Origin of the sequence: Wenxinia saemankumensis (assembly GCF_900141735.1) — a bacterium.
In the GTDB taxonomy this organism is placed as follows: Bacteria; Pseudomonadota; Alphaproteobacteria; order Rhodobacterales; family Rhodobacteraceae; genus Wenxinia; species Wenxinia saemankumensis.
On the sequence record NZ_FQYO01000003.1, the window covers coordinates 517,120 to 540,658 of the forward strand.

Here is a 23,539-nt window from a genome sequence, read left to right on the forward strand (position 1 = left end):
CGATGCGCGGAGGGCCGCCGGCCTGGCCCGGTTGCCCCGACGAAAAGGGCCCCGCCGAAGCGGGGCCCATGAGCGCGGGTCAGGTCGCGGGGGATCAGGCGAGCGTGCCGTCGATCCCCTTGCAGGCCTCGACCAGGCCCTTCACCGCATCGACCGACTTGTCGAACATCGCCTGTTCGTCGCGGCCGAGCTTGATGTCCACGACCCGCTCGACGCCGCCGGCGCCGATCACGGTCGGCACGCCGACATAGAGGCCCTTCAACCCGAAGGCCCCGTCGACCCAGGCGGCGCAGGGAAGCACGCGCTTCTGGTCCTTGAGATAGGCCTCGGCCATCTCGATCGCGCTGGTCGCCGGGGCGTAGAAGGCAGAGCCGGTCTTCAGCAGGCCGACGATCTCGGCCCCGCCGTCGCGGGTGCGCTGGACGATCGCGTCCAGCTTGTCCTGCGTGGTCCAACCCATCTCGACCAGGTCGGGCAGGGGGATGCCGCCGACGGTCGAATAGCGCGTCAGCGGCACCATCGTGTCGCCATGCCCGCCGAGGACGAAGGCGGTGACGTCGCGCATCGAGACGCCGAACTCGAGGCTGAGGAAGTGGCGGAAGCGCGCGCTGTCGAGCACGCCGGCCATGCCCACGACCTTCTCGCGCGGCAGGCCCGAGAATTCGCGCAGGGCCCAGACCATCGCGTCGAGCGGGTTGGTGATGCAGATGACGAAGGCGTCCGGGGCGTGGGCCTTGATGCCCTCGCCGACCGATTTCATCACCTTGAGGTTGATGCCGAGCAAGTCGTCGCGGCTCATCCCGGGCTTGCGCGGCACGCCGGCGGTGACGATGCACACATCCGCGCCCGCGATGTCGGCGTAGTCGTTGGTGCCCTTGAGCGTGGCGTCGAACCCGGCGACCGGCCCGCTCTCGGCGAGGTCGAGCGCCTTGCCCTGCGGCACGCCCTCGGCGATGTCGAAGAGGACCACGTCCCCGAGTTCCTTGATCGCCGCCAGATGGGCGAGCGTGCCGCCGATCTGACCGGCGCCGATGAGGGCGATCCTGGGTCTGGCCATGAGGTGCGTCCTTGGGTGAGAATCCGTGAAACGCCGGCAGGCCTAGCGCCGGGTCCGGGGGGGTGCAAGCACCATGGCAGGGGGCGGTGAACGCGGACGCGCCGCCCCGGGGATCCGGGACGGCGCGCCGTTAGCGGAAACAGGTCCTGCGAGGCGGAGGGTTAGTCCGCGTAGCTTTCCATGCCTTCCAGCTGTTCCTGCGTGGCGCTGACTTCGATCTGCAGGCGGCCCGAGCCGTCCTCGCGCATGATGCTGAGATCCTCGAAGGACAGGGCGACCGGCTTCTCGCCGATTCCGAGGAAACCGCCCACATCGACGACCGCCTGGGTGATCTGGCCTTCGTCGTTCAGGATCAGCTCGCCGATATCGCCCACGCGGCCGCCATCGACGGAGGAGATCACGGCGGCGCCGTCGAGTTCCTCGGCCGTCAGTTCGGCGACGGGGACCATGGTGAAGCCCTCGGGCGCCATGGCCGGGTCGGTCGCCATGCCGGTGCCGTCGGCAGCCATGTCCGTCTCGGCCATCGCCGGGTCTTCCGCGGCCATGTCGCCCTCGGCCATGTCGGTGCCGGTCGCCTCTTCCTCGAGCATCAGCTCGCCTTCGGCGTCGGCGGCGGCCATGTCACCCTCGGCCATGTCACCGTCGGCCATGTCACCCTCGGCCATGTCGGCTTCCGCGGTGTCGGTGGCGGCGGGCTCTTCCATGTCGGTCTCGGCGGCGGCCATCTCTTCTTCGGCCATGTCACCTTCGGCCGCGTCGCCCTCGACGACCTCGACTTCCGCCATCTCGGCGTCGCCTTCGGTCATCTCCTCCTCGGCCATGTCACCTTCGGCCATCTCGGTCGCGGCCATCTCCTCGTCGGACATCGCCTCTTCCGTGGCCATGTCGCCCTCGGCCGTGGCCTCGTCCGTCATCGTCTCGTCCGTCATGGCCTCGTCGGTCGCCATGTCGCCCTCGGCCATCGCCGGATCGGCCATCGCCCCGTCCTCGGTCGTGGCCATGCCGTCTTCCTGCGAGATGTCGTTCTGCAGGGGGTTATATTCGAAGGCCGGCGCGTTCTCGAGGGATTCCTGGGTCGCGCTCACCGCGAGGAAGCGCTCGCCGGCCTCGTCGGTGAAGGTCTGGACGGTGTCCCAGCCGAGGGCCACGTCCTTCTCGCCGATGCCGAGGAAGCCGCCGACGCCGACGATGACGGCGCCGATGCTGCCATCCTCGTTCATGACGATGTCGTTGATCTCGCCGATATCCTCCCAGCCTTCCGACAGGTCAGCCATCTGGCTCTCGGCGGTCAGGTCGCCCTCGACGCCGTAGATGCGGCTGCCGAGCAGGTCGCTGGCGAAATAGTCGGACTCGGCCATGTCGTAGGAGCCGGACGCCGCATCCTGGGCAATGGCACCGGTGGCGAGAAGGGCCGCGGTCGCGGCCGACGCGAGAAGCGTACGCATATCAGTCTCCGATATTGTCGAGCCCGCAACCTCCCGCTGCTCCATGCAGCTCCGGCGGGCCGTATGTCCTGCAAATGCATACGCGAAGGGTTAGTTCCGGCCGGCGACGGGCGGCGGCGGCAAAACCTCGCCGATCGCCCCGCGCGCCCTTTGGCCGCGGCCCCGATCAGGCGACCCGGATCAGGCGGGCGGGTCGGTGTTCGGCAGCGGGTCGGTCACCGGTTCGTAGGCGAGACCGCTGGCCACGAGGCAGGTCGGCCCCCCGGGCCGGGTGACGGTGATCGTCCAGGTCCCGCTTTCCAGCGAGGCAAAGACCTCGACCACCGTGTTGTCCGACCCGAGCGCGATGGATTGCCGGCTCTCTCCGAAGCGGTCCGCCAGGCGCTCGACCACGATCCGGTGCGGCGCGCAGGCGGGACCCGGCGACTGGGCGAGGGCAGGCGGGGCCGCGAGAGACGCGAGGGCGAAGAGGAGGGCGCGGGTCGGTCGGGACATCTCGAAACTCCTGCTGGGGCCGGTGCGATCCGGCGGGGCACGTCCGTCGCCCTCCTCCCGGGGGCGGGCCCTCTGGCGGGGCCTTCGGCGAGCCCCAGCCTGCGCCTCGCCGGCGAAAAAATGGTTAACGCCCCGCGCGCAGGGCGGATCGCGATTGCCAGCACGCGCGGGAGCGGCCACGACAGGATGGCCCCCCGAACGGAGCTGACATCTATGGACCGGCCCTGGCGATCCGCTCTCTACGTGCCTGCCTCCAACGCTCGCGCGGCCGAGAAGGCGTGCGGCCTGCCCTGCGACGCGATCCTCTACGACCTCGAGGATGCGGTCGCGCCGGCGGAAAAGGACGGGGCCCGCGCCGCTCTGGCCGCGATCCTGGCCCGGGATCACGGGCATCGGGCGCGGATCGTGCGGATCAACGGCGCCGACACCCCCTGGGGCGACGCGGATGCCACGGCCCTGGCGGACCTGCCCTGCGAGGGGGTGCTCCTGCCGAAGGTGTCGGGGCCGGAGGCGCTGGACCGGCTGGCCGCGCGCGTGCCCCATCCGCTCTGGGCGATGATCGAGACGCCGGCCGGCGTGCTGGGCGCCGCGGCCATCGCGGCGCATCCCCGGGTGGCCGGTCTCGTCGCCGGGACCAACGATCTCGCCCGCGACCTCGGCGCCCGGCCCCACCCGGCGCGCGAGCCGCTGCTGCCCGCGCTCGGCCAGATCGTCCTCGCGGCGCGGGCGCAGGGCCGGGTCGCGCTGGACGGGGTCTACAACGCGCTGCGGGACGAGGATGGCCTCGCGGCGGAATGTGCGCAGGGACGCCACTTCGGCTTCGACGGCAAGACGCTGATCCATCCGGCCCAGATCGCCGCCGCCAATGCCGCCTTTTCCCCCACCGGGGCCGAGATCGACCTCGCCCGGCGGCAGATCGAGGCGCACGAGGCCGCCGAGGCGGCGGGCCAGGGGGTCGCGGTCCTTGACGGGCGCATCGTCGAGAGCTTGCATGTCGCCGCGGCCCGGGCGACGCTGGCGCAGGCGCGTGCCATCGCGGAACTGGAGTCCCCATGATCCTGCTCGTTCTCGGTCTTCTGCTCTGGTCGGGGGCGCACCTGTTCAAGCGGGTCGCCCCGGAGGCCCGCGCCCGGATGGGCGAGCGGGGCAAGGGCCCGATCGCGCTGGCGCTCGTGCTGTCGATCGTCCTCATGGTGATCGGCTATCGCGGGGCGGAGGGCGCCTTCTTCTGGGGGCGGCACCCGGCGACGACCGGGATCAACAACCTGCTCGTCCTCTTCGCCTTCTACCTCTTCGCGGCCTCCGGCATGAAGACCGGGATCACCCGACGCCTGCGCCATCCGCAGCTGACGGCCGTGATCCTGTGGTCCGTCGCGCACCTGCTGGTGAACGGCGACGTGCCGTCCTTCGTGCTGTTCGGCGGCCTGCTGGCCTGGGCCGTGGCCGAGATCGTCCTCATCAACCGGCAGGAGCGCGTCTGGACCCCGGCGCACCCGGTGCCGGTCGCGAAGGAGATCCAGGCCGTGGTCGGCACGCTGATCGTCTTCGGCGTCGCGGCCGCCATCCATATCTGGCTCGGCTACAACCCCTTCGGATGAGATCATGATCGCCTACCGCTTCCTCACCGCCGACGACACGTCGGCCTTCTGCCACAAGGTGACGGAGGCCCTGTCGAAGGGCTGGTCGCTGCACGGCGATCCGCAATACGCCTATGACGGGGCCAACAACGTGATGCGCTGCGGTCAGGCCGTCACGAAGGAGGTCGACGGCGCGTACGACCCCGAGATCCGGCTCGGCTCGCTCTGAGCGGCTGTCCTGCCGACGAGGAAAAGGGCGCCCGGGGGCGCCCTTTACCGTTTGGTCCGCAAAGGATCGGGCCGTGATTCGGCCGGGGGAGGATCAGACCGGCGTGGTCCTGCGGCCCGCGACCGCGCCGCCCGCGGCGGCGGCGAGCCCCAGAAGGCTGGCGAGACCGGCCAGCAGCGCGGCCGTGGCCGCCGCCTCGCTCGCGGCATCGGCGGCCTCGGCCGCGGCCTGGCGCGCCTCGTCGATCGCGGCGGCGGCCTGGTCGCGCAGGGCCTGCAGACGTTCGGAGACATCGGTCAGCAGCTGCTCGGCCTCGGCGTCGGAGAGGCCGAACTCGCTCTGCAGCCGGTCCAGCGCCGCGGCGCGATCCTCTTCGCCGATCGTGCCGCCGGCGCCGAAGGTCTCGGCCAGGAATTGCTGGATTTCCTCGCCGGCATCCGCCGGATCGGCGACGACGGCCTGCGCTGCGTCGGTCGCGTCCTCGGCCACCTGCGCCTGCTCCTGTTCGGACACGACGCTGCGATAGGCGTCCTGCAATTCGCCCTGGAACGCGTCCGGCGTGATGCCGGCGGACTGGAGGGCGTTGCGCACCGGCTCGGGCAGGTTCTCGAGCGTCAGGTCCGAGAGCGACAGGTCGGGAAGCGACGCGTCGTCGGGGATCACTGCCTGCGCGGCCGAGGCGACGCCCGAGCCGAGGGAGGACAGGGCCGAGCCGACGGCATTGACCGCCGTGCCCGCGGCCGAGACGGCCAGCCAGACGGAGGCCAGCGTGGCGAGGCCCCAGACGGCGGCGCCGTGCAGCAGCGCGCCCATCGTCTCGCGGTAGCCGGCGAGGCGGCCCGCGGCGTAGCCGCCGACGCCGAGCGCGATCAGCTGGCTGGCGAAGGTCCAGATGCCGGTGGCGGTGATGCTGCCGTTCATCGGCGAGTTCTCGGTCGTGTCGATCAGCGCGAAGCCGAGGCCGAGCCCGAGCAGCGACAGGACCACGAAGATCCCGAGGCCGATCACCGTCCCGGCGAAGATGGCGCTCCACGACGCGCGGTGGGGGTCTGGAACGGGGGCCTGATGGGCCACTCTGGTCCTGTAGTCCGACATGAAATCTCCCCTCGGTGTCGCGTTGATGTTTCCGCAAATCATCCGGCCGGTACAAAGTTCCATCGAAGACCCCGAATACGACAGATCGCACGATGGTGTCGGGGGGGGCGGGAGGTGTGCCGGGGCGCGCCACCCGATGCGGCGGGAGTCCGGACGCTTCATTCGCCGTGGTCTCTGGCGGCGGTTTCCGCCCCCACGGATCGACCGGAGGGCAGCCGCGTTTCCGGCCGGGGCGCCGGCGGAACAGCCCCCGACCGGGCGTGATCACTGGCGCGAGGGTTGTGATCACGAACGGGAAGTTATCGCAAACACAGCCGGTTTGCGACAATATCGCACGTGACAGGGCAGCCGGGATGGGGCACAAGGCCGGTCAACGAGCGGGCCGCGCGTCCCTTGCCGGCGCCGCGCCAGATCAGGGAGTCCGACCCGAATGGCCGACGTGAACAGGGGCAACCGCCCCCTCTCGCCCTTCATGCTGGGCAAGTACTACAAGCTGCAGCTGACCTCCGTCACCTCGATCCTGACGCGGATCACCGGCAACGCGCTGATCGTGGCGGGGCTGATGGTCGTCTGGTGGTTCGCCGCCGCCGCTTCCGGACCCGACGCGTTCCGCATCGCCGACGATGTCCTGCGGTCCTGGTTCGGCGACCTCGTCCTGTTCCTGTCGGTCTGGGCCCTGTGGTACCACACCTTCGCCGGGATCCGGCACCTGATCTGGGACCAGGGCTGGATGCTGGAGATCGAGAATGCCGAGCGGCTGGGCTGGGCGGTGATCGGCGGGTCCGTCGTCTTCACCCTGCTGACAATCCTCGTCGTCTGAAGGAGCGTACGATGCCCTATCTCACCGACCGCAAGCGCGCCGTGGGCGCCGGGGCCTCCGGCTCGGGGACCGAGCATCACTGGAAGATGACGCTCTCCTCCGTCGCGCTGCTCTTCCTGGTCCCGCTCTTCGTCGTGACCTTCGGCAACGCGCTGGGCCGCGACTATGCCGGCGTGCTCGCCTATTACCAGCGCCCCGTTCCGGCCGCGATCGCGCTGCTCACCTTCCTCGTGGGCTTCCTCCATTTCCGCGGCGGCGCGCAGACGATGATCGAGGATTACGTGGGCGGCACCGCCCGCAAGGTCGCCATCATGCTGATGGTCTGCCTCGCCTACGGTCTGGCCGCCATCGGCGCGCTCAGCGTGATCCGGCTGGCGCTGTGATCCGCGGCCCCCGGCCCGCTTGACCGACCCCCTGCCGCGCGATCCGCGCGCGGCCCCCGCCCCCCGGGACAGGAACCGACGCAAATGACCGAATACAGCTACGAGACGCACGAATACGACGTGGTGGTGGTGGGCGCCGGCGGCGCCGGCCTGCGCGCCACGCTCGGCATGGCCGAGCAGGGCCTGCGCACCGCCTGCATCACCAAGGTCTTCCCGACCCGCTCGCATACCGTGGCGGCGCAGGGCGGCATCGCCGCCTCGCTGTCGAACATGGGCCCCGACCACTGGCAGTGGCACATGTACGACACGGTGAAGGGCTCGGACTGGCTGGGCGATACCGACGCGATGGAATACCTCGCCCGCGAGGCGCCGAAGGCAGTCTACGAGCTGGAGCATTACGGCGTGCCGTTCTCGCGTACCGAGGAGGGCCGGATCTACCAGCGGCCCTTCGGCGGCCACACGACCGAGTTCGGCGAGGGCCCGCCCGTGCAGCGCACTTGTGCCGCCGCCGACCGCACCGGCCACGCGATCCTGCACACGCTCTACGGGCAGAGCCTGAAGGAGCAGGCGGAGTTCTACATCGAGTACTTCGCCATCGACCTGCTGATGGGCGAGGACGGGGCCTGCAACGGCGTCCTCGCATGGAAGCTGGACGACGGCACCCTGCACGTCTTCTCGGCCAAGATGGTGGTGCTTGCGACGGGGGGCTACGGCCGCGCCTACTTCTCCGCCACCTCCGCCCATACCTGCACCGGCGACGGCGGCGGCATGATCGCCCGCGCGGGCCTGCCGCTGCAGGACATGGAATTCGTGCAGTTCCACCCGACCGGCATCTACGGCGCCGGCTGCCTCATCACCGAAGGCGCGCGGGGCGAGGGCGGTTACCTGACGAACTCGGAAGGCGAGCGCTTCATGGAGCGCTACGCCCCGACCTACAAGGATCTGGCCAGCCGCGACGTGGTCAGCCGCTGCATGACGATGGAGATCCGCGAGGGCCGCGGGGTCGGCAAGAACAAGGACCACATCCTTCTCAACCTCAACCACCTGCCGCCCGAGACGCTGCACGAGCGTCTGCCGGGGATCAGCGAGAGCGCCCGCATCTTCGCCGGCGTCGACGTCACCAAGGAGGCGATCCCCGTCCTTCCGACGGTCCATTACAACATGGGCGGCATCCCGACGAACTACTGGGGCGAGGTGCTGAACCCGACCGAGGGCGAGCCCGACCGCGTCGCGCCCGGCCTGATGGCCGTGGGCGAGGCGGGCTGCGCCTCGGTCCACGGGGCGAACCGCCTCGGCTCCAACTCGCTGATCGACCTCGTGGTCTTCGGCCGCGCCGCGGCGATCCGCGCGGGGCAGGTCGTGGACCGCAGCAAGGCGATCCCGTCCCCGACCAAGGCCGCGATCGAGAAGGCGCTCGACCGGTTCGACGGGCTGCGCCACGCCAAGGGCGGCGAGGCCACGTCGGAGATCCGGCTCGACATGCAGCAGGCGATGCAGCAGGACGCGGCCGTCTTCCGCACCGACAAGACGCTGGCCGAGGGCGTGGAGAAGATGAAGGCCATCGCCGCCAAGATGGACGACATCAAGGTGACCGACCGCTCGATGGTCTGGAACTCCGACCTGATGGAGACGCTGGAGCTGACGAACCTCATGCCCAACGCGCTCGCCACCGTGGTCAGCGCCGAGGCGCGCAAGGAAAGCCGCGGCGCCCATGCGCACGAGGACTACCCCGACCGCGACGACGAGAACTGGCGCAAGCACTCCCTCGCCTGGGTGGAAGGCAGCGACGTGCGGCTCGACTACCGGCCGGTGCATCTCGACCCGCTGACCACGGCGGAGGAGGGCGGCATCGACCTCAAGAAGATCGCCCCGAAGAAGCGGGTGTACTGATGCGCGCCGCGCTCCTCCTCGGCCTTTTGGGGCTGGCGGCCTGCGGCCCCCGGCCGCCGATGACGCCCGAGGCGGCCGCCGCCTATTGCGAGGGGCGGGCCCGGGCCGCGGCGGGGCCGACCGGCGCCATCGCCGTCGGCGTGAACAACCGCACCGGCTTCGAGAGCGGGATCTCGGTCGGCCTCAGCTCGGACTACCTCGCCGGCCGCGACCCGGCGGCGGTCTATGTCGCCTGCATGCAGGATCGTACCGGGGCGATCCCTGCGGCGGTTCCGGCCTTCTGATGGACGTGCAGGACCGGGCCAGGATCGCGGAGCGGATCGAGGCGGAGGCGCAGCGCCAGGTGCAGCGCTTCCGCAAGGCGGTGCGCGGCCTGCATCCGCGGACCTGTCCGATCTGCGGCTATCAGGGGCATTTCACCGCCTTCGGCCACCCGCCGCGCTTCGACGCGCGCTGCGCCTCGTGCCAGTCGCTCGAACGGCACCGGCTTCTTGCCCTGTTCGTGCAACGCACCGGCTTCTTCGAGCCGCATCACGCCGTGCTGCATTTCGCGCCGGAGGTGCAGACCGCGCCGACGATCCGCCGGACCGTCGCCCGCTACGAGACCGCCGACCTGTCGGAGCGGCGGAACGTGACCCACCGCGTCGACATCGAGGCGACGGGCCTGCCGGATGCCTCCTACGACCGGATCATATGCTCGCACGTCCTGGAGCATGTCGACGACGCCAGGGCGCTGGCCGAGATATTCCGCATGCTGAAACCCGGCGGGCGCGCGCTCCTCGCCACGCCCGTCTGCGAGGGCTGGGCCACGACCTACGAGAACCCCGACGTCACGAGCGCGTCGGACCGGCTTGTCCATTTCGGCCAGCAGGACCATGTCCGCTATTACGGCCGGGACATCCGCGACCGGATCCGCGCCGCCGGCTTCGAGCTGTCCGAGTTCACTGCCGTGGAGCCCGACGTGCTCCGCTACGGCCTGATGCGGGGCGAGACGCTGTTCGTCGCCACCCGCCCCCCAACCGCCTGAAGGAGCCCGCCGAATGGTTCAGTTCACGCTGCCCAAGAACAGCCGGATGACGACCGGCAAGACCTGGCCCCGGCCCGAGGGGGCGAGCAACGTGCGCGCTTTCCGGATCTACCGCTGGACCCCCGATGACGGGAAGAATCCCCGGGTGGACACCTATTTCGTCGATCTCGACGATTGCGGACCGATGATCCTGGACGCCCTCATCTACATCAAGAACAGGATCGACCCGACGCTGACCTTCCGCCGGTCCTGCCGCGAGGGGATCTGCGGATCCTGCGCGATGAATATCGGCGGGATCAACACGCTCGCCTGCATCTACGGCATCGACGAGGTGGAGGGGGACATCACGATCAACCCGTTGCCCCACCTGCCCGTCGTGCGCGACCTGATCCCCGACCTCACGCACTTCTACGCCCAGCACGCCTCCATCATGCCCTGGCTGGAGACGAAGACGAACCGCCCGGCGAAGGAATGGCGCCAGTCCATCGAGGACCGCAAGAAGCTCGACGGCCTCTACGAATGCGTGATGTGCGCCTCCTGCTCCACCGCCTGCCCGTCCTACTGGTGGAACGGCGACCGCTACCTCGGGCCGGCGGCGCTGCTGCACGCCTATCGCTGGATCGTGGACAGCCGGGACGAAGCGACGGGCGAGCGTCTCGACGATCTCGAGGATCCGTTCAAGCTCTACCGCTGCCACACGATCATGAACTGCGCCAAGACCTGCCCCAAGGGGCTGAACCCGGCCAAGGCGATCCAGAACATCAAGAAGATGATGGTCGAGCGGGTCGTCTGACCCTCGGCGGCGGCGGCCGGCCGATCCCCCGGCCGCCGCGCGAATTCCCGCTCGCGCGGACGTGAAGCGTGGTATGACCCTGCGGCATGCAGGGGAGTCGCGCCATGTCGTCCACCGCCACCACGCTTCTGATCGGCACCACCAAGGGTCTCTTCCTCCTGAAGGACGACGGGGACGGCTGGTCCGTCAGCGGCCCGCATTGCCACGGCTGGCCGATCAACCATGCCGCCGCCGATCCCGCGCGCGGGACCATCTGGGCCTGCGGCGGGAACGAGTTCTTCGGATCGGGCGTCTGGCGGTCCGCCGATGGCGGAGAGAGCTGGGAGCTGTCGAAATTCTCGAAGGGCCAGATGGACGACTGGCTGGCGGCCGAGCCCGAGATGGCGGCCACCTTCGGCATGATCCCGGGAAAGGAACCGATCTTCTCCGACGAGATCCACGCGCTATGGTCGCTCGAGCGGGGCCCTGACGCGCTCTATGCCGGGGCGAAGCCGGCGCAGCTCTTCCGCTCGTTCGATGACGGGGCGAACTGGGAGAAGGTACAGGGCCTGACCGACCATCCCTCCGCCGAAGGGTGGTCCCCCGGGGGCGCCGGTCTCACGCTCCATTCCATCGTCACCGCCCCGGACGATCCGAAGAAGGTCTGGGTCGGGATCAGCGCGGCGGGCGTCTTCGCAACCGAGGATGGCGGCGCCACCTGGGAGCGGCGCAACCGCATCGGCAATGCCGGCGAGGCCTGCGGGCACGACCACCCCGCGGCGGGGGAGGACGGGCAGGTCGGCTTCTGCGTCCACAATATCGGGCGGGCGGCGGGGGCGACGGGCGATCGGCTCTACCAGCAGAACCACCACGGCGTCTTCCGGTCGGTCGATGGCGGGCGCAGCTGGGACGACATCACGGCGGGGCTGCCCTCGACCTTCGGCTTCCCGATCGGGATCCACCCGAGCGATCCCGACACGATCTGGACGATGCCGCTGAACGGGGACACGCAGGGCCGCTTCCCTCCGGAGGCGAAGGCCGCGATCTGGAAATCCACCGATGGCGGGCAGAGCTGGGCCGCGAAGCGGCAGGGTCTGCCGCAAGACGGGTGCTACTTCACCGTGCTGCGCCAGGCGATGGCGGTCGGGGAGGGCGAGCCGGCGGGCGTCTTCTTCGGGACCAATTCGGGCTCGATCTTCGCCAGCCGGGACGAGGGGGAGAGCTGGGACGAAATCGCCCGGCACCTGCCGACCGTGCTGTCGGTCGAGGTCATGCAGTAGCCGCGGCTCCGGCGATGGGGCAGCCCGGCCGGATCATCGAAATCCAGGCCGGTCGGGGCCGCCCCTCCCGGCGGCCCCGGACGCGTTCCGCGGGGCGTCAGTCGCGCGCGGCGCGGCGATAGGCCGGGACATTGGGGCAGAACTCCGCCGCCGCCGCGCGCGTCAGACCCGCGGGATCGGCGAAGGCGCGGTGGCAGTCCCCGGTGCGGCCGCAATTGGCGCAGGCCGCGCCCACGTCGCGCTGGAAGTCGGCATCCCCCTCGAGCCGTTCGCCGACGCCGAAGAGGTCGGCCATCCAGTGCATCCGGACGACGTGTTCCTCCGGCATCCGGGCCAGCCGGTCCAGCGTGGAGGGGGCGTAGTCCCCCTCGTCCAGACCGCCCAGGCCGAGCTGCGCGATCCGCGCATCCGCCTCGCGCCGCTCGCGCCAGCGCTGCTGAAAGTCCCTGCTCGTCATCTTGCGCCCTCCTGTCCTGATACCGCCCTCGCACGGTCGGCGTGTCCCCGCCTTGATCCAGGTCAAGCGCGGTGGCCTGCGGGGCGGGGGAACCGCCGCAGCGCGCCGGGACGGGCAGTCGGATCCGCCGGTCCGGACCGGGCGGGTTCGTTCCTCGGGCGATGCCGGCCCCCGGGCCGGTGGGCAGACGGGCCTTGCCGGCCCGCGGGCCGTCCGACGGTACCGGGTTCCCGGGCCGGAGCCCCGTCCGTTCGGCACGCAGCCTCGCGCCGACTCAGGCCGTCGCGCTTCGCGGCGCCGGATCCGTCCCCTCGATCCCGCCCGATGCGGCGCCGTGCAGCATCGCGGTGGCGGCGATGTCGTAGACCCGGCCCCAGGCGGCGGCATGGGCGGCGGTCCATCCGGTGACGTTGTCTTCGAGCGCGTCGAGCAGCGCGGCGCGGACCACGGCGTAATGCCGGCCCTCGACGCCCTTGCCCGCATGGAACCGGCCCAGATCGTGCAGCGGGCCGGCCAGGGTCTCCAGCCGGTCGCAGGTCTCGACCACGTGGACCAGCAGGGCCGAGAGCTTGTGCGCCTGCCGCAGCATGTCCTCGCCGAAAAGCCGGCGCAGGTGGGGTGCGGCGGCGAAGAGCCGTTCGTAGAAGTCGAGACTCAGCGCCTCCGGCCGGCATTTCAGGCGCTGGAAGCTCACCCGGATCAGGGTCTGTTCGGCATCGTCGATCCGCATGGCGCGATGCCTAGCAGCCGGGCCCTAACAAGGCCTTACCGGACCGCGGCCCTGACGGGCCTTGCCTGACTAGGCGCCGCCGCCGAGCAGCTCCTCGGCGATGGCACGCCCGATCGGCGCCGCCTCGGCCGCGCTCATCCCGGCGCGCAGCCGGTCGTCGTAGAGGATCCGCAGCAGCATCTCGTCATGGCCCGTCAGCAGCGCGAATTCGTCGTCGTCGTTGAAGATCGACGGCCGGGCCAGCGGCGAATCGTTCGGCAGGCCGAGGCCCTGCGCCAGCTCCTCGTGGATGCAGGCAAGGCGCAGCGCGTCCGGATGCTCGCCCCGGATCAGTGCGACGGCCTGCGTGTAGCCGGGGGAGCTGCCGTCGGAGAAGGCGATGACGAGGCACAGGGTCGAGCGCGGCGGCGAGAGGAAGGCGCGCACCGAGCTCTCCGCGATGCCGGGCACCAGCGCCCGCAGGCTGTCGCCATAGGCGAGCCGGTCGTCCTCGTTCAGGACGAGGACGTGGAAATTGCCGCCGTCCTGCACGGTACTGACCGGGTGGCCGGTGACCCGGCCCAGCCGCCGCGCATAGGCGCCGATCGCGTTGCGGTCCTGCACGCGCTGGTCCTCGGGGACGCTGGCGCCGAAACCGACCTGCATCCGCACCGGTCCTTCCCACCGCCGCAACGTGCTAAGGGTCTGCCGCGCCTCCAGCACCTCGCCCCGCTGGGTGTATTCGTCGAACAGCGCGATCCGCACGAAGTTGCGCCCGAGCTGCGAGCCGGTGAAGGCGGTGTCCGGCCCGCCGCCATCGGTCCGCATCAGCCCCTGCGCGAGCAGATTGGCCTGCAGCCGCCGGTAATACGCCGCGAGGGCGGTGCTGGCCTCGGACCGCGGCTGCACCTCGGGCGCGGGGTCGGGCGGCGGGGGCGGGGCCGGGACGGCCTCGGGGACGGGGTCGGGCACAGGGGCGGGGGCGGGCGGCTCCTCGCATGCGGCCAGCGCGGCGAGTGTCGCCGCCGCGAGGCCGATCCGCACCTTCCGCCCCCGTGTCATTCAGCCCGCCGCGCCGCCGAGATTGGCGCCAGTGCCGTTCCCGCGCGCCTTCGCGCCGGCGAGGGTCGACTTCAGGTCGGCCTCCATCTGCTCGAGATCCGCCTCCGCCTGCGCCCGACGGGCCTTGCCCTCGTCCGCGATCTGCAGGCTCTCGTTGATCGTCGCGATCAGGTTCTCGTTCGCGGCCTTCACCGCCTCGATGTCGAAGACGCCGCGCTCCATCTCCTCGCGGACGGCCTTGTTGGCGGTGCGCAGGTTCTCGGCATTGGCGCGCAGAAGGTCGTTGGTCAGGTCGTTCGCCTCCTTCACCGCGGCGGCGGCGTCGGTCGAGCGCTGTATCGTGACCGCCTGCGCCAGCTGCGTCTCCCACAGGGGCACGGTGTTGACGAGGGTCGAGTTGATCTTGGTGACGAGGCTCTTGTCGTTCTCCTGCACCAGCCGGATCGAGGGCAGCGACTGCATCGTCACCTGCCGCGTCAGCTTCAGGTCGTGGACCCGCCGTTCCAGGTCGTCCCGGGCGGCGCGGATGTCGCGCAGCTCCTGCGCCTTCATCACGCCCTGTTCCTCGGGGGCGGCCTGCACCTCGGCCTCCTTGGCCGGGATGGTCGTGGAATCCAGCTCGGTCAGCTTGGCCTCGCCCGCGGCGATGTAGAGCGCGAGCTCGTCATAGAAGGCGAGCGTCCTGTCGTAGAGCCGGTCGAGGCTCTCGATGTCCTTGAGCAGCGTGTGCTCGTGCTTGAGCAGGTCGTCGGTGATCCGGTCGATCTGCTCCTGCACGTCCTCGAACTTGGCGGCGAAGCGCGCCATCGGCGCGGCGCGGCCCAGCAGCTTCTCGAGGAAGGACCGCTCGCGCCGCCCGTCGAACTCGCTGAGGGAGAATCCCTTGATCGTGGCCACGATGGAACGCAGCGAATCGCCCGCCGGGCCGACATCCTTGTTCTTCACGCCGGCCAGCATCGCCTGGCTGATCTGCTGCAGCTCGCCCTGCGCGGCCGAGCCGAAGGAGACGATGGAGCCGGTATTCGACAGGTCGATCTCGTCCATCCGGCGGCGGATCTCAGCGCCGATGGCCGGGTCGGCCGCCTCCAGCGGGGTCACGTCGCCCGCCTCGCGCGGCTCGGGCAGGATGACGGCCGTCACCTTCTCGGCCTCGGCTAGCGCGGCCTGGGCCCGGGTCTGCGGGGTGCCCTGCGGGCCGCTGGTCTGATCGATCTCGCTCATGCCGGTTCCCTTTCCTGCACGGTAACGCCCTCGCGGGCCAGGCGGTCCCTCAGGACCTTCACCTCGATCTCCATCGCCTCGCGGTCGCCCTCGATCATGGTCGTGGTCCGGGCGGCGAAATTGTCGGTCAGGTCGGTCAGCAGCGCCTCGTACTTGGCGCGGGCCGCCTCGTCGCGGCGTCGTGCATAGAGGTCGGCGAAACGGGCCGAGGCGTCGCGCGCGCCCATCAGGTAGACGCCGAGATACTTGCGGGCCGCCGTCAGGTCGCGCGGGTCCTCCTCCACGCCGCGGATCATCGCGCGGGCCTGTGCGGCGAAGGTGGCGACCTGCATATCGAGGCGGCGGTCGGACAGGGCGGCGATCGTGCGCTTGATCTCGGAAAGATAGCCCTCCGCCTCGTCCACGACGCGCGCGACCCGCTCCTGCTGGAAGCTGTCGAGGCCGGCGGCCTTCTTGTGCGTCATCGGGTCGAGCCCGAAGGCGACGAGGTGCAGCCCGGCGGCCGCCGCGCCGTAGAGCAGGTCGCCCGCCAGAGTGACCCCGCCCGAGGCGGAGGCGAGCGCGCAGCCGGTCCCGGCCAGGAGGGCGGCGGCGATCTTGCGCGGGAAGGGGCGGCGCGCGACGGCGCGGGTGGCGAAGGCCGCCTCGGCCCGCAGCCCGTCGCGCAGCAGCCACGCGCCCAGCGTCAGGGCGGCGGCGCCCAGCAGGCCGAGGACGAGGCCGGCGGGCCCCGCGCCCAGCGAGGTGAAGACCAGGATCGCGGGGGGCAGGAACATCAGGCCGGCCTTGCCGCCGGCCGCGTCGACCTCGGCATCGGCAAGCGCGTCCTGCCGGACCGCCTGCTCGGCCGGGGTCATCTCCTCGCGCCCGCCGGGAGAGAAGCGTCCGCCGAAGCGCCGGGCCATCAGCCGCCCCCGATCACGCCGGTGGCGACGCCGGTCAGCAGCAGCAGGAGCGCCGCGTAGGCGATGGTGCGTATGGTGCCGGGCATGCTGTCCTCCTGCCGCGCGGGGAGAGTGGCCGCCGTCCGGTCGGCCGCGCGCGCGCCGGTCCGGGCGCGGCCCGTCGCGGCGAGCAGCGCCATCACGGCGAGGGCCGCGATCAGCACGAAGAGGGCGAACAGAACGAGCCTGGCCATGTCTCAGCGTCTCCGAGTTTCGTCCCCCCGACAATAGGCGCGCGGGATCGCCGTTTCGAGAGCGGGGCGCGGAAATCGGCCGGGGACGGGCGGCCCCGTCGGACCCCTGGACACCGGCGGTTCCGTGGCCAGCCGCCGGAGGGTCCTCCTGCCCGGCCCGGCGTCGTCGGGCGTAGGGGCATGCCGGGAAGGAGGGCCGTCCCGCGCCCCTGTGGGCGGGGGCGTCGCGTCGGGGCCGGAAGGTGGCCATCCTCGGCCGGCAGCGCTCTTCAGCTGCCGCGTGGGGGCGAGACCGTCGGGGCGGAGATGCCGCGCCGGAACCGGCCGTTCGGCGCCGAGACGGCTGGGCCGAGTCGGCGGATTATACCGTCACGCCCGGGCGGGGGGCAGGTCGCGCCGTGCCGGCGAGCCGGGGGTGCTCGTCGGGCCGTCCCCGGCGCGCCGCATCATTTCGGCTTGCGGGGCCCCCGGGGGCGGTCGCCCCGCCCGGGACCATCGGACCGGCCGGGTCCGCGTTCGCCCCGGTCCGGCCGCCCCCCGCCGCCGCCGCCGCGGGGGGCGTCATCGCCCCGGCGCGGGGGCCTGCCGCCCTGCGGGCGGTCGCCGCGCGGCCCCTCGCCCCGCTTCGGCCCCTCGCCCCGTCTGGGTCCGTCGCCGTTCCGGGGGCGGTCGGCCCGTGCCAGGCGGTCGCCGCGTGCCGGGCGGTCGTCCCGTTGCGGCCGGTCGTCCCGTTGCGGCCGGTCCCCGCGCTGCGGCCGGTCCTCGCGCTGCGGGCGGCCGCCGCCCTGCGGGCGATCCGCGTTCCGGGGGCGATCCCCCCGGTCCGGACGGTCGCCGCGAAAACCGCGATCCTCTCGCTGCGGGCGATCGCCGCCGCCGCCGCGCTCGCCGGTCGCGGCGCGGTCGCCGGCCTTGCCGAAGCGGGCCGGCCCGCCCGGGCGATGGCCGCGCTCGGTGCCGCCGCCCTCGCGGCGCGGGCCGCCCGGGCCGGAGCGGCGCGCGGGACGGTCCCCGTCCTCCGCCCGGTCCGTGCCGAAGCGGGCGGGCGCGCCGCGCTGCGGGCGCTCGCCGGGATCGCGCCGGGGGCGGTTGCCGCCCGGCGCGTCGTCGCGGGCGCCGCGTCCGCCCTCGCCCCGGGGGCCGCCGAAGGACCGGGAGGGGCCGCCGCGCTCGGGCCTGTCGCCGGGGCGCCTGTCGTCGCGGGACCCGCGGGCGTCCTCGTCGCGGCCGCGTCCCCCGAAGCGGGACGGGCCGCCCCGCTGCGGGCGCTCGCCCCGCGCCTCGTCGTCGCGGCCGGGACCGCGGGCCGGGCCGCCGCGACCGGCGCCGCCGAAGCGGGCGGGGGCGCCGCCGCGCGGCCCCTCGCCGTCGCCGGGTTTCGGCCGGCCGCCGCGCGGCTTCTTGCGCGCCTCGGCCGCGGCCCGGGCGGCCGCCGCCTCCTCCTGGCGCATCCGCTTGGCAAAGCCCTTGCGCCCGGCATCGTCCTCCTCGAGCGAGCCGATCTGGTCGCGCAGGATCCGACCCCGGATCTCCTCGACCTGTCCGGCCTCGAGATTGCCGAGCTGGAACGGCCCGTAGCTGACGCGGATCAGGCGGTTCACCTGCAGTCCCAGCGCGGCGAGGGCGCGGCGGATCTCGCGGTTCTTGCCCTCGCGCAGGCCGATCGTCAGCCAGGCATTCGCCCCGCCGCCCTGCCGGTCGAGCGTGACCTCCATCGGCTGGTAGTCGACGCCCTCGACGGTGATCCCGCGGCGCAGCGGTTCCAGCGCCTCCTCGGTCAGGTCGCCCATCACGCGGACCCTGTAGCGGCGCAGCCAGCCGGTCGAGGGGAGTTCCAGCCGGCGCTTCAGCGCGCCGTCATTCGTCAGCAGCAGCAGCCCCTCGGAGGCGATGTCGAGCCGGCCGACGCTCATCACCCGGGGCATGTCCGCGGGCAGCGCATCGAACACCGTCTCGCGGCCCTTCTCGTCCGAGGCGCTGGTCACCAGCCCCTCGGGCTTGTGATAGCGCCAGAGGCGCATCTCCTCCTCGGGGGGGAGGGCGCGGCCGTCGACGGTGATCCGGTCGGCGGCGGTGACGTTGAGGGCGGGGCTGTCGATGACCGCGCCGTTCACGCTCACGCGTTTCTCGACGACCATGCGTTCGGCGTCGCGCCGGCTGGCGATGCCGCGGCGGGAGAGGACCTTGGCGATGCGCTCGCCCGGGGGGGTGTCCGGCGCGGCGCCCGACTCGGTGTCCGGGGCGTCGGGGCGGTCGTCGGAAGAGGGGGTGTCTGTCATGGCGCCCCCATACAGCGCGCGCCCCGCTGCCGCCAGCGCTCTCGTGCCCCGGAACGGTTCGGGCGGCGGGGCGGAACGCGGCGCCCGGGCGGTCGTCCCTTGCCACCGGGAGGGGACGCGGGGCAGGGAAGGGCATGAGCTTCACCACGCAGATGGACCGCGCCCTCGCCGAGGCGCGCGCCGCCGCCGCCCGCGGCGAGGTGCCCGTCGGCGCGGCGCTGGTCGGCGCGGACGGCGCCCTCCTCGCCGCCGACGGCAACCGGGTGCGCGAGCTGGGCGATCCCACCGCCCATGCCGAGATGCTCGTCCTGCGCGCCGCCGCCGCGATCGCCGGGTCGGAGCGCCTCGTGGGGGCGCATCTCTACGTCACGCTCGAGCCCTGCCCGATGTGCGCCGGCGCGATCAGCCTCGCTCGGATCGGGCGGCTCTACTACGGCGCCGCCGATCCCAAGACCGGGGGGGTGGCCCATGGCGCGCGCGTCTTCGCCCAACCCCAGTGCCACCATCGGCCGGAGGTCTATGACGGGCTGGCCGAGGACGAGGCGGGGCGGCTGCTGCGGGATTTCTTCGCCGGGCGGAGGAGGCGGCCGCCCGCCGGCGGCGCAGGGGGCGCTGCCCCCTGAGCCCCGGAGCAGTCGGGGCAGGACCTGGAAACGGGGGGGCGAGGCGGAAGCGGCTCCGGAGGGGGGGCGGGCCCGGGCCAGGGCTGCCCTGCCGGGGTCTTCCCCGCCCGTCGGTAGGCGGCTGGTACGTCGCCGGGTCGGGTGACCGCCCCCGGGCCGCGGCGGGGCCCCCCGCGCGGTCAGTCCGCGTCGGCGGGGGCCGTGCCGGGCGGGCCGGCCCAGCGCTTGAAGGCGATGCCGGAGGCCTGGGAGATCCGGGCGATCTCGGCGGTCACCTCGTCCTCGTCCGGCCGGGACCAGTCGAGACCGCCCGCGATGAGCCCCGCGGCATTGAGGGCGCGGCCGAGCGCGGGGAAGTCGATCTCGCCCCAGCTGGTGCGCGAGGGGCGGCTTGCATGGTCCTCGATCCAGTTGTGGCGCAGCGTGTCGATCGCCGTCGCCTCGGCCCCCTGGAAGGCGCGGATCTGGCGGGCGAAGATCTCGTCCAGCCGGCCGTCCCGCCGGGCGATCACACCGACCCTCTGGTCCGAGTTTCCGACCAGGGCCAGCAGGTGCAGCGGAGAGCAATCGACCGCGATCACGTCGCGGGCGGCGCGGTAGGCGGCGATCTGGCCGGCATGGTCCAGCTTCTGGGGGTGGAGGATCGTGTAACCCTCGGCCTCGAGCAGCGCCTCGAGCCGGCGCTCGAACAGGATCGAGCCGCGGGCCGGGGGCAGGGCGGAGCGCGAGACGTAGATCCGCTCGGCCCCCTGCGGCGCGATCCCCTTGCCGGCGCGGGCGCGGACGAAATCGCGGAATTCCGGCGCACCCTCGATCATCTGGAACATTCCGAAGCCCTGCTGGGGCACGTAGAGCCGTTCGACCCGGGCCGGCTCCTCGAGGTTGCGCATCTCGGCCCCGACACCGAGCGCCCGCAGGAAGGGGCGGTAGACATTGGCGACATGCTCGGGCCGGTTCTGGAACTTCGGGACATAGAGGACGCCGTCGATCCGTCCCTCGAGCCGGGCATAGGCCCAGATCCGGCAGATGCTCTCGACCAGGAAATGCCCGAAATGGCCGAAGAGCGGTCCGAGGAACATCCAGGTTCCGGGCAGGTCCGCGATCTCGCCCGCCGGCAGGGCGGGGGCGACGGTGACCTGGGTCCGGCCGCGCCAGGTGACGCTCTCGGGGACCAGCGTCCCGTCCGGACGCAGCACGCCCGAGCGCTGCACCGACTGGTTGCCAAGCCCCTTGGCCGGCGGCACCACGATCCCCCCCTCGATCAGCGCAATCCGGTCCGCGATGGACCGCGTGAGGTCGGGCGGGGCGAGGTCGGTCGTCATCGGGAGATCTCCGGGCGCGGGCGGCGCGGTCTCGATAGGGCAGGGGCGAGGCGCTGCGCAATGCCGGGGACCGATCGCTTGTGCGAAAGGCGGCACCAGCGGGGCGGAGAGACACGGACGACGCGCCTGCGGGGGACCGGGCGCCTTGCCCGCCTCCGGCCTGCCGCCCGTCGGTCCCGCAAGGGAACGACGGGGGGCGCAATGTTGACAGGTTCTCGGCTATGGTCGCCTTCTGGGGCGCGCGGCCCGAAGATCCGCCACGGGCCGACAGGCGAGACGACGGCCGGGCGGGAACGGCCGCCCGGACGCAGGGAAGGCAGTCATGACCGCGAAGAACATCGAACGCATCACGGCCGACCGGGCCTTCGTCCGGGCGAAGGGCAACGCGCTGAGGCGCTATCCCGCGCCGGAGCGGGACGGCGATCGGCTCTATCCCCTCGCCTCGCCCACCGTCACCCCCTCGTTCCGGATCGGCGCCGATGACACGATCTTCGCCATCGGGTCCTGCTTCGCGCGAAACGTCGAGAAGGCGCTGGAAGGGGCGGGAAAGCGCGTGCTCAGCCGAGAGATCGACCTCGGCGAGATCGGGGCGAGCCTCGGCGACGCGACGAACTTCTTCAACAAGTACTCGATCCATTCCGTCACCAACGAGATCCGCTGGGCGCTGGAACGCGACAGCTTCCCGGGGGCGGACATCCTCTACCCGATGGGGCCGGACCGCTACTGCGACCCGCAGCTGGGCATGGCGCGGCTCGACTTCGATGCGGACACGATCCTCGCCTTCCGCCACCGCTATCTCGACGCGATGGCGGCGGTGAAGGATGCGGACGTCGTGATCCTGACGCTCGGCTATGTCGAGACATGGTACGACACCGTGCTCGACCTCTACCTCAATGTCGTGCCGCCGGTGCAGCTGATCCGGGCAGAGCCCGGGCGGTTCGAGTTCCGCGTCCTGTCCTATGCCGACGTGCTCGAGGGTCTGAACGAGCTGCACGCCCTGCTGACGAGGCACCGGACGAAACCGCTGAAGATGCTGGTGACCGTCAGCCCCGTGCCGCTTCTCGCCACCTTCCGGGACATGGACGTGCTGGTGGCCAATGCCTATTCGAAGTCGGTGCAGCGGGCCGCACTGGACGAGTTCGTCCTGGGCAAGGACGGGGTGGACTACTTCCCCTCCTACGAGTTCGTCACCCTGTCGAACCCCGCCGTCGCGTGGAGCGGGAACGACTACCGCCACGTCTCGCCCGACGTGGTGAACCGGATCATGTCGAACGTCCTCGTCCGCTATGTCGACGGGGCCGGGACGGCGGAGGCCGCGATGACGGCCGAGGGGCTGCTCGCCTCGGCGAAGATGCTGCAGAAGCTCGACAACTGGCCCGGGATCGTCGCCCTGTGCGAGGCGAACCGCGCGCTCGCCGACGGCGAGGTCGAGATCCTGATGATCGAGGCGACCGCGGCGCGACGGATGAACCGCCTTGGCGAGAGCTTCGCGGCGCTGCAGAAGGCGCGGGCGATCGCACCCCGGCGCCACGACGCGCTGGAGCGGATGATCAGCCTCTGCCGCCCGATGCGCCGCCTCGATGCCGCGCGCGACCTGCTGCAGGCCCATGCGGCCGACTTCCCGGGGCGCTCGCAGTTCCGGGAGAAGGTGACCTGGGCCTGACCCTGCCCGACCGGGCCGGGCGGGGCCGGGCGGGGCCGGGCGGGACCCGACCGGGGTTTGACCGGGGTTTGACCGGGGCGGCCCGGCCGACCGGCAGGATCGGGCGAGCCCGACCGGGGCTCGACCCGGGACATCGCGGACCGGGATCTCGCGGACCGGGACTTCGCGGATATGGGAACGCCGCCGACCTGCCGCCCGGCCCCGCTTTCGGGGCCGGGGCGGGCTGCCCAGAACGGTCGGCAGCCGCCTGCCCCCTCGGCCCGTGCGCCCGCGCAGGCCCGTATCCGCATCCGCATTCGCCCGTCAGGCGTTGAAATCCGCAGCCGCAGGCCATCTATGGGGGAACGAGACCCTCAACACTCAAGACCCGCGAGGACATCATGGCTTTCGAACTTCCCGACCTTCCCTACGCGCACGACGCGCTCGCCTCCAAGGGCATGAGCAAGGAGACGCTCGAGTACCATCACGACATCCACCACAAGGCCTATGTCGACAACGGCAACAAGGCGATCGCCGGGACCGAGTGGGAGAACAAGTCCGTCGAGGAGATCATCAAGGGCACCTACAATTCCGGTGCGGTGGCCCAGAACGGCATCTTCAACAACGCCTCGCAGTACTGGAATCACAACCAGTTCTGGGAGATGATGAGCCCGAACGGCGGCGGCGCCATGCCCTCCGAGCTGGAGAACGCGCTGAAGGACAGCTTCGGCAGCGTCGACAAGTTCAAGGAGGAATTCTCCGTCGCGGGCGCCGGCCAGTTCGGCTCGGGCTGGGCTTGGCTGGTCAAGGACACCGATGGCGGCCTCAAGGTCACCAAGACCGAGAACGGGGTGAACCCGCTCTGCTTCGACCAGACCGCGCTGCTGGGCTGCGACGTGTGGGAGCATTCCTACTACATCGACTTCCGCAACAAGCGGCCGGCCTACCTGACCAACTTCCTCGACAACCTCGTGAACTGGGAGAACGTCGCCTCGCGCATGTGAGTGGCGACCGGG

General features: G+C 71.8%; 25 protein-coding genes. 13 read left to right on the forward strand and 12 right to left on the reverse strand.

What is annotated here, in order from left to right; translation table 11 throughout:
* Positions 1 to 94 precede the first annotated feature (94 nt).
* The 3 genes from mdh to BUE30_RS10095 all read right to left on the reverse strand — a co-directional run bounded on the left by mdh (position 95) and on the right by BUE30_RS10095 (position 2,997).
* A complete protein-coding gene (gene mdh / locus BUE30_RS10085) occupies positions 95 to 1,057 on the reverse strand; it encodes a malate dehydrogenase (RefSeq protein WP_073329562.1) in 963 nt (320 codons plus the stop codon).
* A 161-nt stretch (positions 1,058 to 1,218) separates the two neighbouring features.
* Positions 1,219 to 2,502 carry a PRC-barrel domain-containing protein gene (locus tag BUE30_RS10090; RefSeq protein ID WP_073329565.1) on the reverse strand — a complete coding sequence of 428 codons (1,284 nt, stop codon included), beginning with the start codon at positions 2,500 to 2,502 and terminating at the stop codon, positions 1,219 to 1,221.
* Positions 2,503 to 2,682: 180 nt separating this feature from the next.
* Positions 2,683 to 2,997 carry a hypothetical protein gene (locus BUE30_RS10095; RefSeq protein WP_073329568.1) on the reverse strand — a complete coding sequence of 105 codons (315 nt, stop codon included), beginning with the start codon at positions 2,995 to 2,997 and terminating at the stop codon, positions 2,683 to 2,685.
* A gap of 213 nt (positions 2,998 to 3,210) precedes the next feature.
* Between BUE30_RS10095 and BUE30_RS10100 the strand changes: the two genes are divergently transcribed.
* The 3 genes from BUE30_RS10100 to BUE30_RS10110 are packed head-to-tail and all read left to right on the forward strand — an operon-like array spanning position 3,211 to position 4,803.
* A complete protein-coding gene (locus BUE30_RS10100) occupies positions 3,211 to 4,053 on the forward strand; it encodes an HpcH/HpaI aldolase/citrate lyase family protein (RefSeq protein ID WP_073329571.1) in 843 nt (280 codons plus the stop codon).
* Positions 4,050 to 4,595, forward strand: coding sequence for an NnrU family protein (locus BUE30_RS10105; RefSeq protein WP_073329573.1), 546 nt, complete (start codon positions 4,050 to 4,052; stop codon positions 4,593 to 4,595). The genes BUE30_RS10100 and BUE30_RS10105 overlap by 4 nt, the downstream gene beginning before the upstream one ends.
* Before the next feature lie 4 nt (positions 4,596 to 4,599).
* Complete coding sequence (locus BUE30_RS10110; RefSeq protein ID WP_073329575.1) at positions 4,600 to 4,803, forward strand: DUF1737 domain-containing protein; 204 nt, start codon at positions 4,600 to 4,602, stop codon at positions 4,801 to 4,803.
* A 93-nt stretch (positions 4,804 to 4,896) separates the two neighbouring features.
* Here the strand turns inward: BUE30_RS10110 and BUE30_RS10115 are convergent, their stop codons facing one another.
* Positions 4,897 to 5,898 (reverse strand): hypothetical protein, encoded by a 1,002-nt coding sequence (locus BUE30_RS10115; protein ID WP_073329577.1) that lies wholly within the window; start codon positions 5,896 to 5,898, stop codon positions 4,897 to 4,899.
* A gap of 430 nt (positions 5,899 to 6,328) precedes the next feature.
* On the opposite strand from BUE30_RS10115, the gene sdhC reads away from it, so the two are divergent.
* The 7 genes from sdhC to BUE30_RS10150 all read left to right on the forward strand — a co-directional run bounded on the left by sdhC (position 6,329) and on the right by BUE30_RS10150 (position 12,070).
* A complete protein-coding gene (gene sdhC, locus BUE30_RS10120) occupies positions 6,329 to 6,718 on the forward strand; it encodes a succinate dehydrogenase, cytochrome b556 subunit (protein ID WP_073329579.1) in 390 nt (129 codons plus the stop codon).
* 11 nt (positions 6,719 to 6,729) lie between these two features.
* Complete coding sequence (gene sdhD, locus BUE30_RS10125; protein WP_073329581.1) at positions 6,730 to 7,101, forward strand: succinate dehydrogenase, hydrophobic membrane anchor protein; 372 nt, start codon at positions 6,730 to 6,732, stop codon at positions 7,099 to 7,101.
* A gap of 84 nt (positions 7,102 to 7,185) precedes the next feature.
* Positions 7,186 to 8,991 carry a succinate dehydrogenase flavoprotein subunit gene (sdhA, locus tag BUE30_RS10130; protein WP_073329583.1) on the forward strand — a complete coding sequence of 602 codons (1,806 nt, stop codon included), beginning with the start codon at positions 7,186 to 7,188 and terminating at the stop codon, positions 8,989 to 8,991.
* Positions 8,991 to 9,275, forward strand: coding sequence for a hypothetical protein (locus BUE30_RS10135; RefSeq protein WP_073329585.1), 285 nt, complete (start codon positions 8,991 to 8,993; stop codon positions 9,273 to 9,275). The genes sdhA and BUE30_RS10135 overlap by 1 nt, the downstream gene beginning before the upstream one ends.
* A complete protein-coding gene (locus tag BUE30_RS10140; protein WP_083601323.1) occupies positions 9,275 to 10,018 on the forward strand; it encodes a class I SAM-dependent methyltransferase in 744 nt (247 codons plus the stop codon). Before BUE30_RS10135 ends, BUE30_RS10140 begins: the two co-directional genes overlap by 1 nt.
* Positions 10,019 to 10,031: 13 nt before the next feature.
* Positions 10,032 to 10,811 carry a succinate dehydrogenase iron-sulfur subunit gene (locus tag BUE30_RS10145; RefSeq protein WP_073329587.1) on the forward strand — a complete coding sequence of 260 codons (780 nt, stop codon included), beginning with the start codon at positions 10,032 to 10,034 and terminating at the stop codon, positions 10,809 to 10,811.
* 104 nt (positions 10,812 to 10,915) lie between these two features.
* Positions 10,916 to 12,070, forward strand: coding sequence for a WD40/YVTN/BNR-like repeat-containing protein (locus BUE30_RS10150; RefSeq protein ID WP_073329589.1), 1,155 nt, complete (start codon positions 10,916 to 10,918; stop codon positions 12,068 to 12,070).
* A 97-nt stretch (positions 12,071 to 12,167) separates the two neighbouring features.
* Here BUE30_RS10150 and BUE30_RS10155 read toward each other — a convergent pair whose 3' ends face one another.
* The 7 genes from BUE30_RS10155 to BUE30_RS10185 all read right to left on the reverse strand — a co-directional run bounded on the left by BUE30_RS10155 (position 12,168) and on the right by BUE30_RS10185 (position 18,936).
* Positions 12,168 to 12,527 carry a hypothetical protein gene (locus BUE30_RS10155; RefSeq protein ID WP_073329591.1) on the reverse strand — a complete coding sequence of 120 codons (360 nt, stop codon included), beginning with the start codon at positions 12,525 to 12,527 and terminating at the stop codon, positions 12,168 to 12,170.
* Between the two features lie 274 nt (positions 12,528 to 12,801).
* The gene (locus BUE30_RS10160) at positions 12,802 to 13,257 is read right to left on the reverse strand and encodes a globin domain-containing protein (protein WP_073329593.1); all 456 of its coding nucleotides are present in this window, start codon (positions 13,255 to 13,257) and stop codon (positions 12,802 to 12,804) included.
* A 69-nt stretch (positions 13,258 to 13,326) separates the two neighbouring features.
* Positions 13,327 to 14,298 (reverse strand): DUF2927 domain-containing protein, encoded by a 972-nt coding sequence (locus BUE30_RS10165; protein ID WP_073329595.1) that lies wholly within the window; start codon positions 14,296 to 14,298, stop codon positions 13,327 to 13,329.
* Positions 14,299 to 15,519, reverse strand: a complete 1,221-nt coding sequence (locus BUE30_RS10170; protein ID WP_073329597.1) for a toxic anion resistance protein — start codon at positions 15,517 to 15,519, stop codon at positions 14,299 to 14,301.
* A complete protein-coding gene (locus tag BUE30_RS10175) occupies positions 15,516 to 16,424 on the reverse strand; it encodes a 5-bromo-4-chloroindolyl phosphate hydrolysis family protein (RefSeq protein WP_073329599.1) in 909 nt (302 codons plus the stop codon). The genes BUE30_RS10170 and BUE30_RS10175 overlap by 4 nt, the downstream gene beginning before the upstream one ends.
* On the reverse strand, positions 16,424 to 16,657 hold the full coding sequence (locus BUE30_RS10180) for a hypothetical protein (RefSeq protein WP_073329601.1): 234 nt from the start codon (positions 16,655 to 16,657) through the stop codon (positions 16,424 to 16,426). Before BUE30_RS10180 ends, BUE30_RS10175 begins: the two co-directional genes overlap by 1 nt.
* A gap of 446 nt (positions 16,658 to 17,103) precedes the next feature.
* On the reverse strand, positions 17,104 to 18,936 hold the full coding sequence (locus BUE30_RS10185; RefSeq protein ID WP_083601324.1) for a pseudouridine synthase: 1,833 nt from the start codon (positions 18,934 to 18,936) through the stop codon (positions 17,104 to 17,106).
* Between the two features lie 134 nt (positions 18,937 to 19,070).
* Here BUE30_RS10185 and BUE30_RS10190 point away from each other — a divergent pair, with 134 nt between their 5' ends.
* The gene (locus BUE30_RS10190; RefSeq protein ID WP_073329603.1) at positions 19,071 to 19,559 is read left to right on the forward strand and encodes a nucleoside deaminase; all 489 of its coding nucleotides are present in this window, start codon (positions 19,071 to 19,073) and stop codon (positions 19,557 to 19,559) included.
* Positions 19,560 to 19,738: 179 nt separating this feature from the next.
* On the opposite strand, the gene BUE30_RS10195 is transcribed toward BUE30_RS10190, so the two are convergent.
* On the reverse strand, positions 19,739 to 20,881 hold the full coding sequence (locus tag BUE30_RS10195) for a glycosyltransferase 61 family protein (RefSeq protein WP_073329605.1): 1,143 nt from the start codon (positions 20,879 to 20,881) through the stop codon (positions 19,739 to 19,741).
* Between the two features lie 322 nt (positions 20,882 to 21,203).
* Between BUE30_RS10195 and BUE30_RS10200 the strand changes: the two genes are divergently transcribed.
* Together BUE30_RS10200 and BUE30_RS10205 are read left to right on the forward strand one after the other, a co-directional pair.
* Positions 21,204 to 22,544 (forward strand): GSCFA domain-containing protein, encoded by a 1,341-nt coding sequence (locus BUE30_RS10200; RefSeq protein WP_073329607.1) that lies wholly within the window; start codon positions 21,204 to 21,206, stop codon positions 22,542 to 22,544.
* Positions 22,545 to 22,924: 380 nt separating this feature from the next.
* Entirely contained in the window at positions 22,925 to 23,527 is a 603-nt protein-coding gene (locus tag BUE30_RS10205; protein WP_073329609.1) for a superoxide dismutase, read from the forward strand.
* Positions 23,528 to 23,539 lie beyond the last annotated feature (12 nt).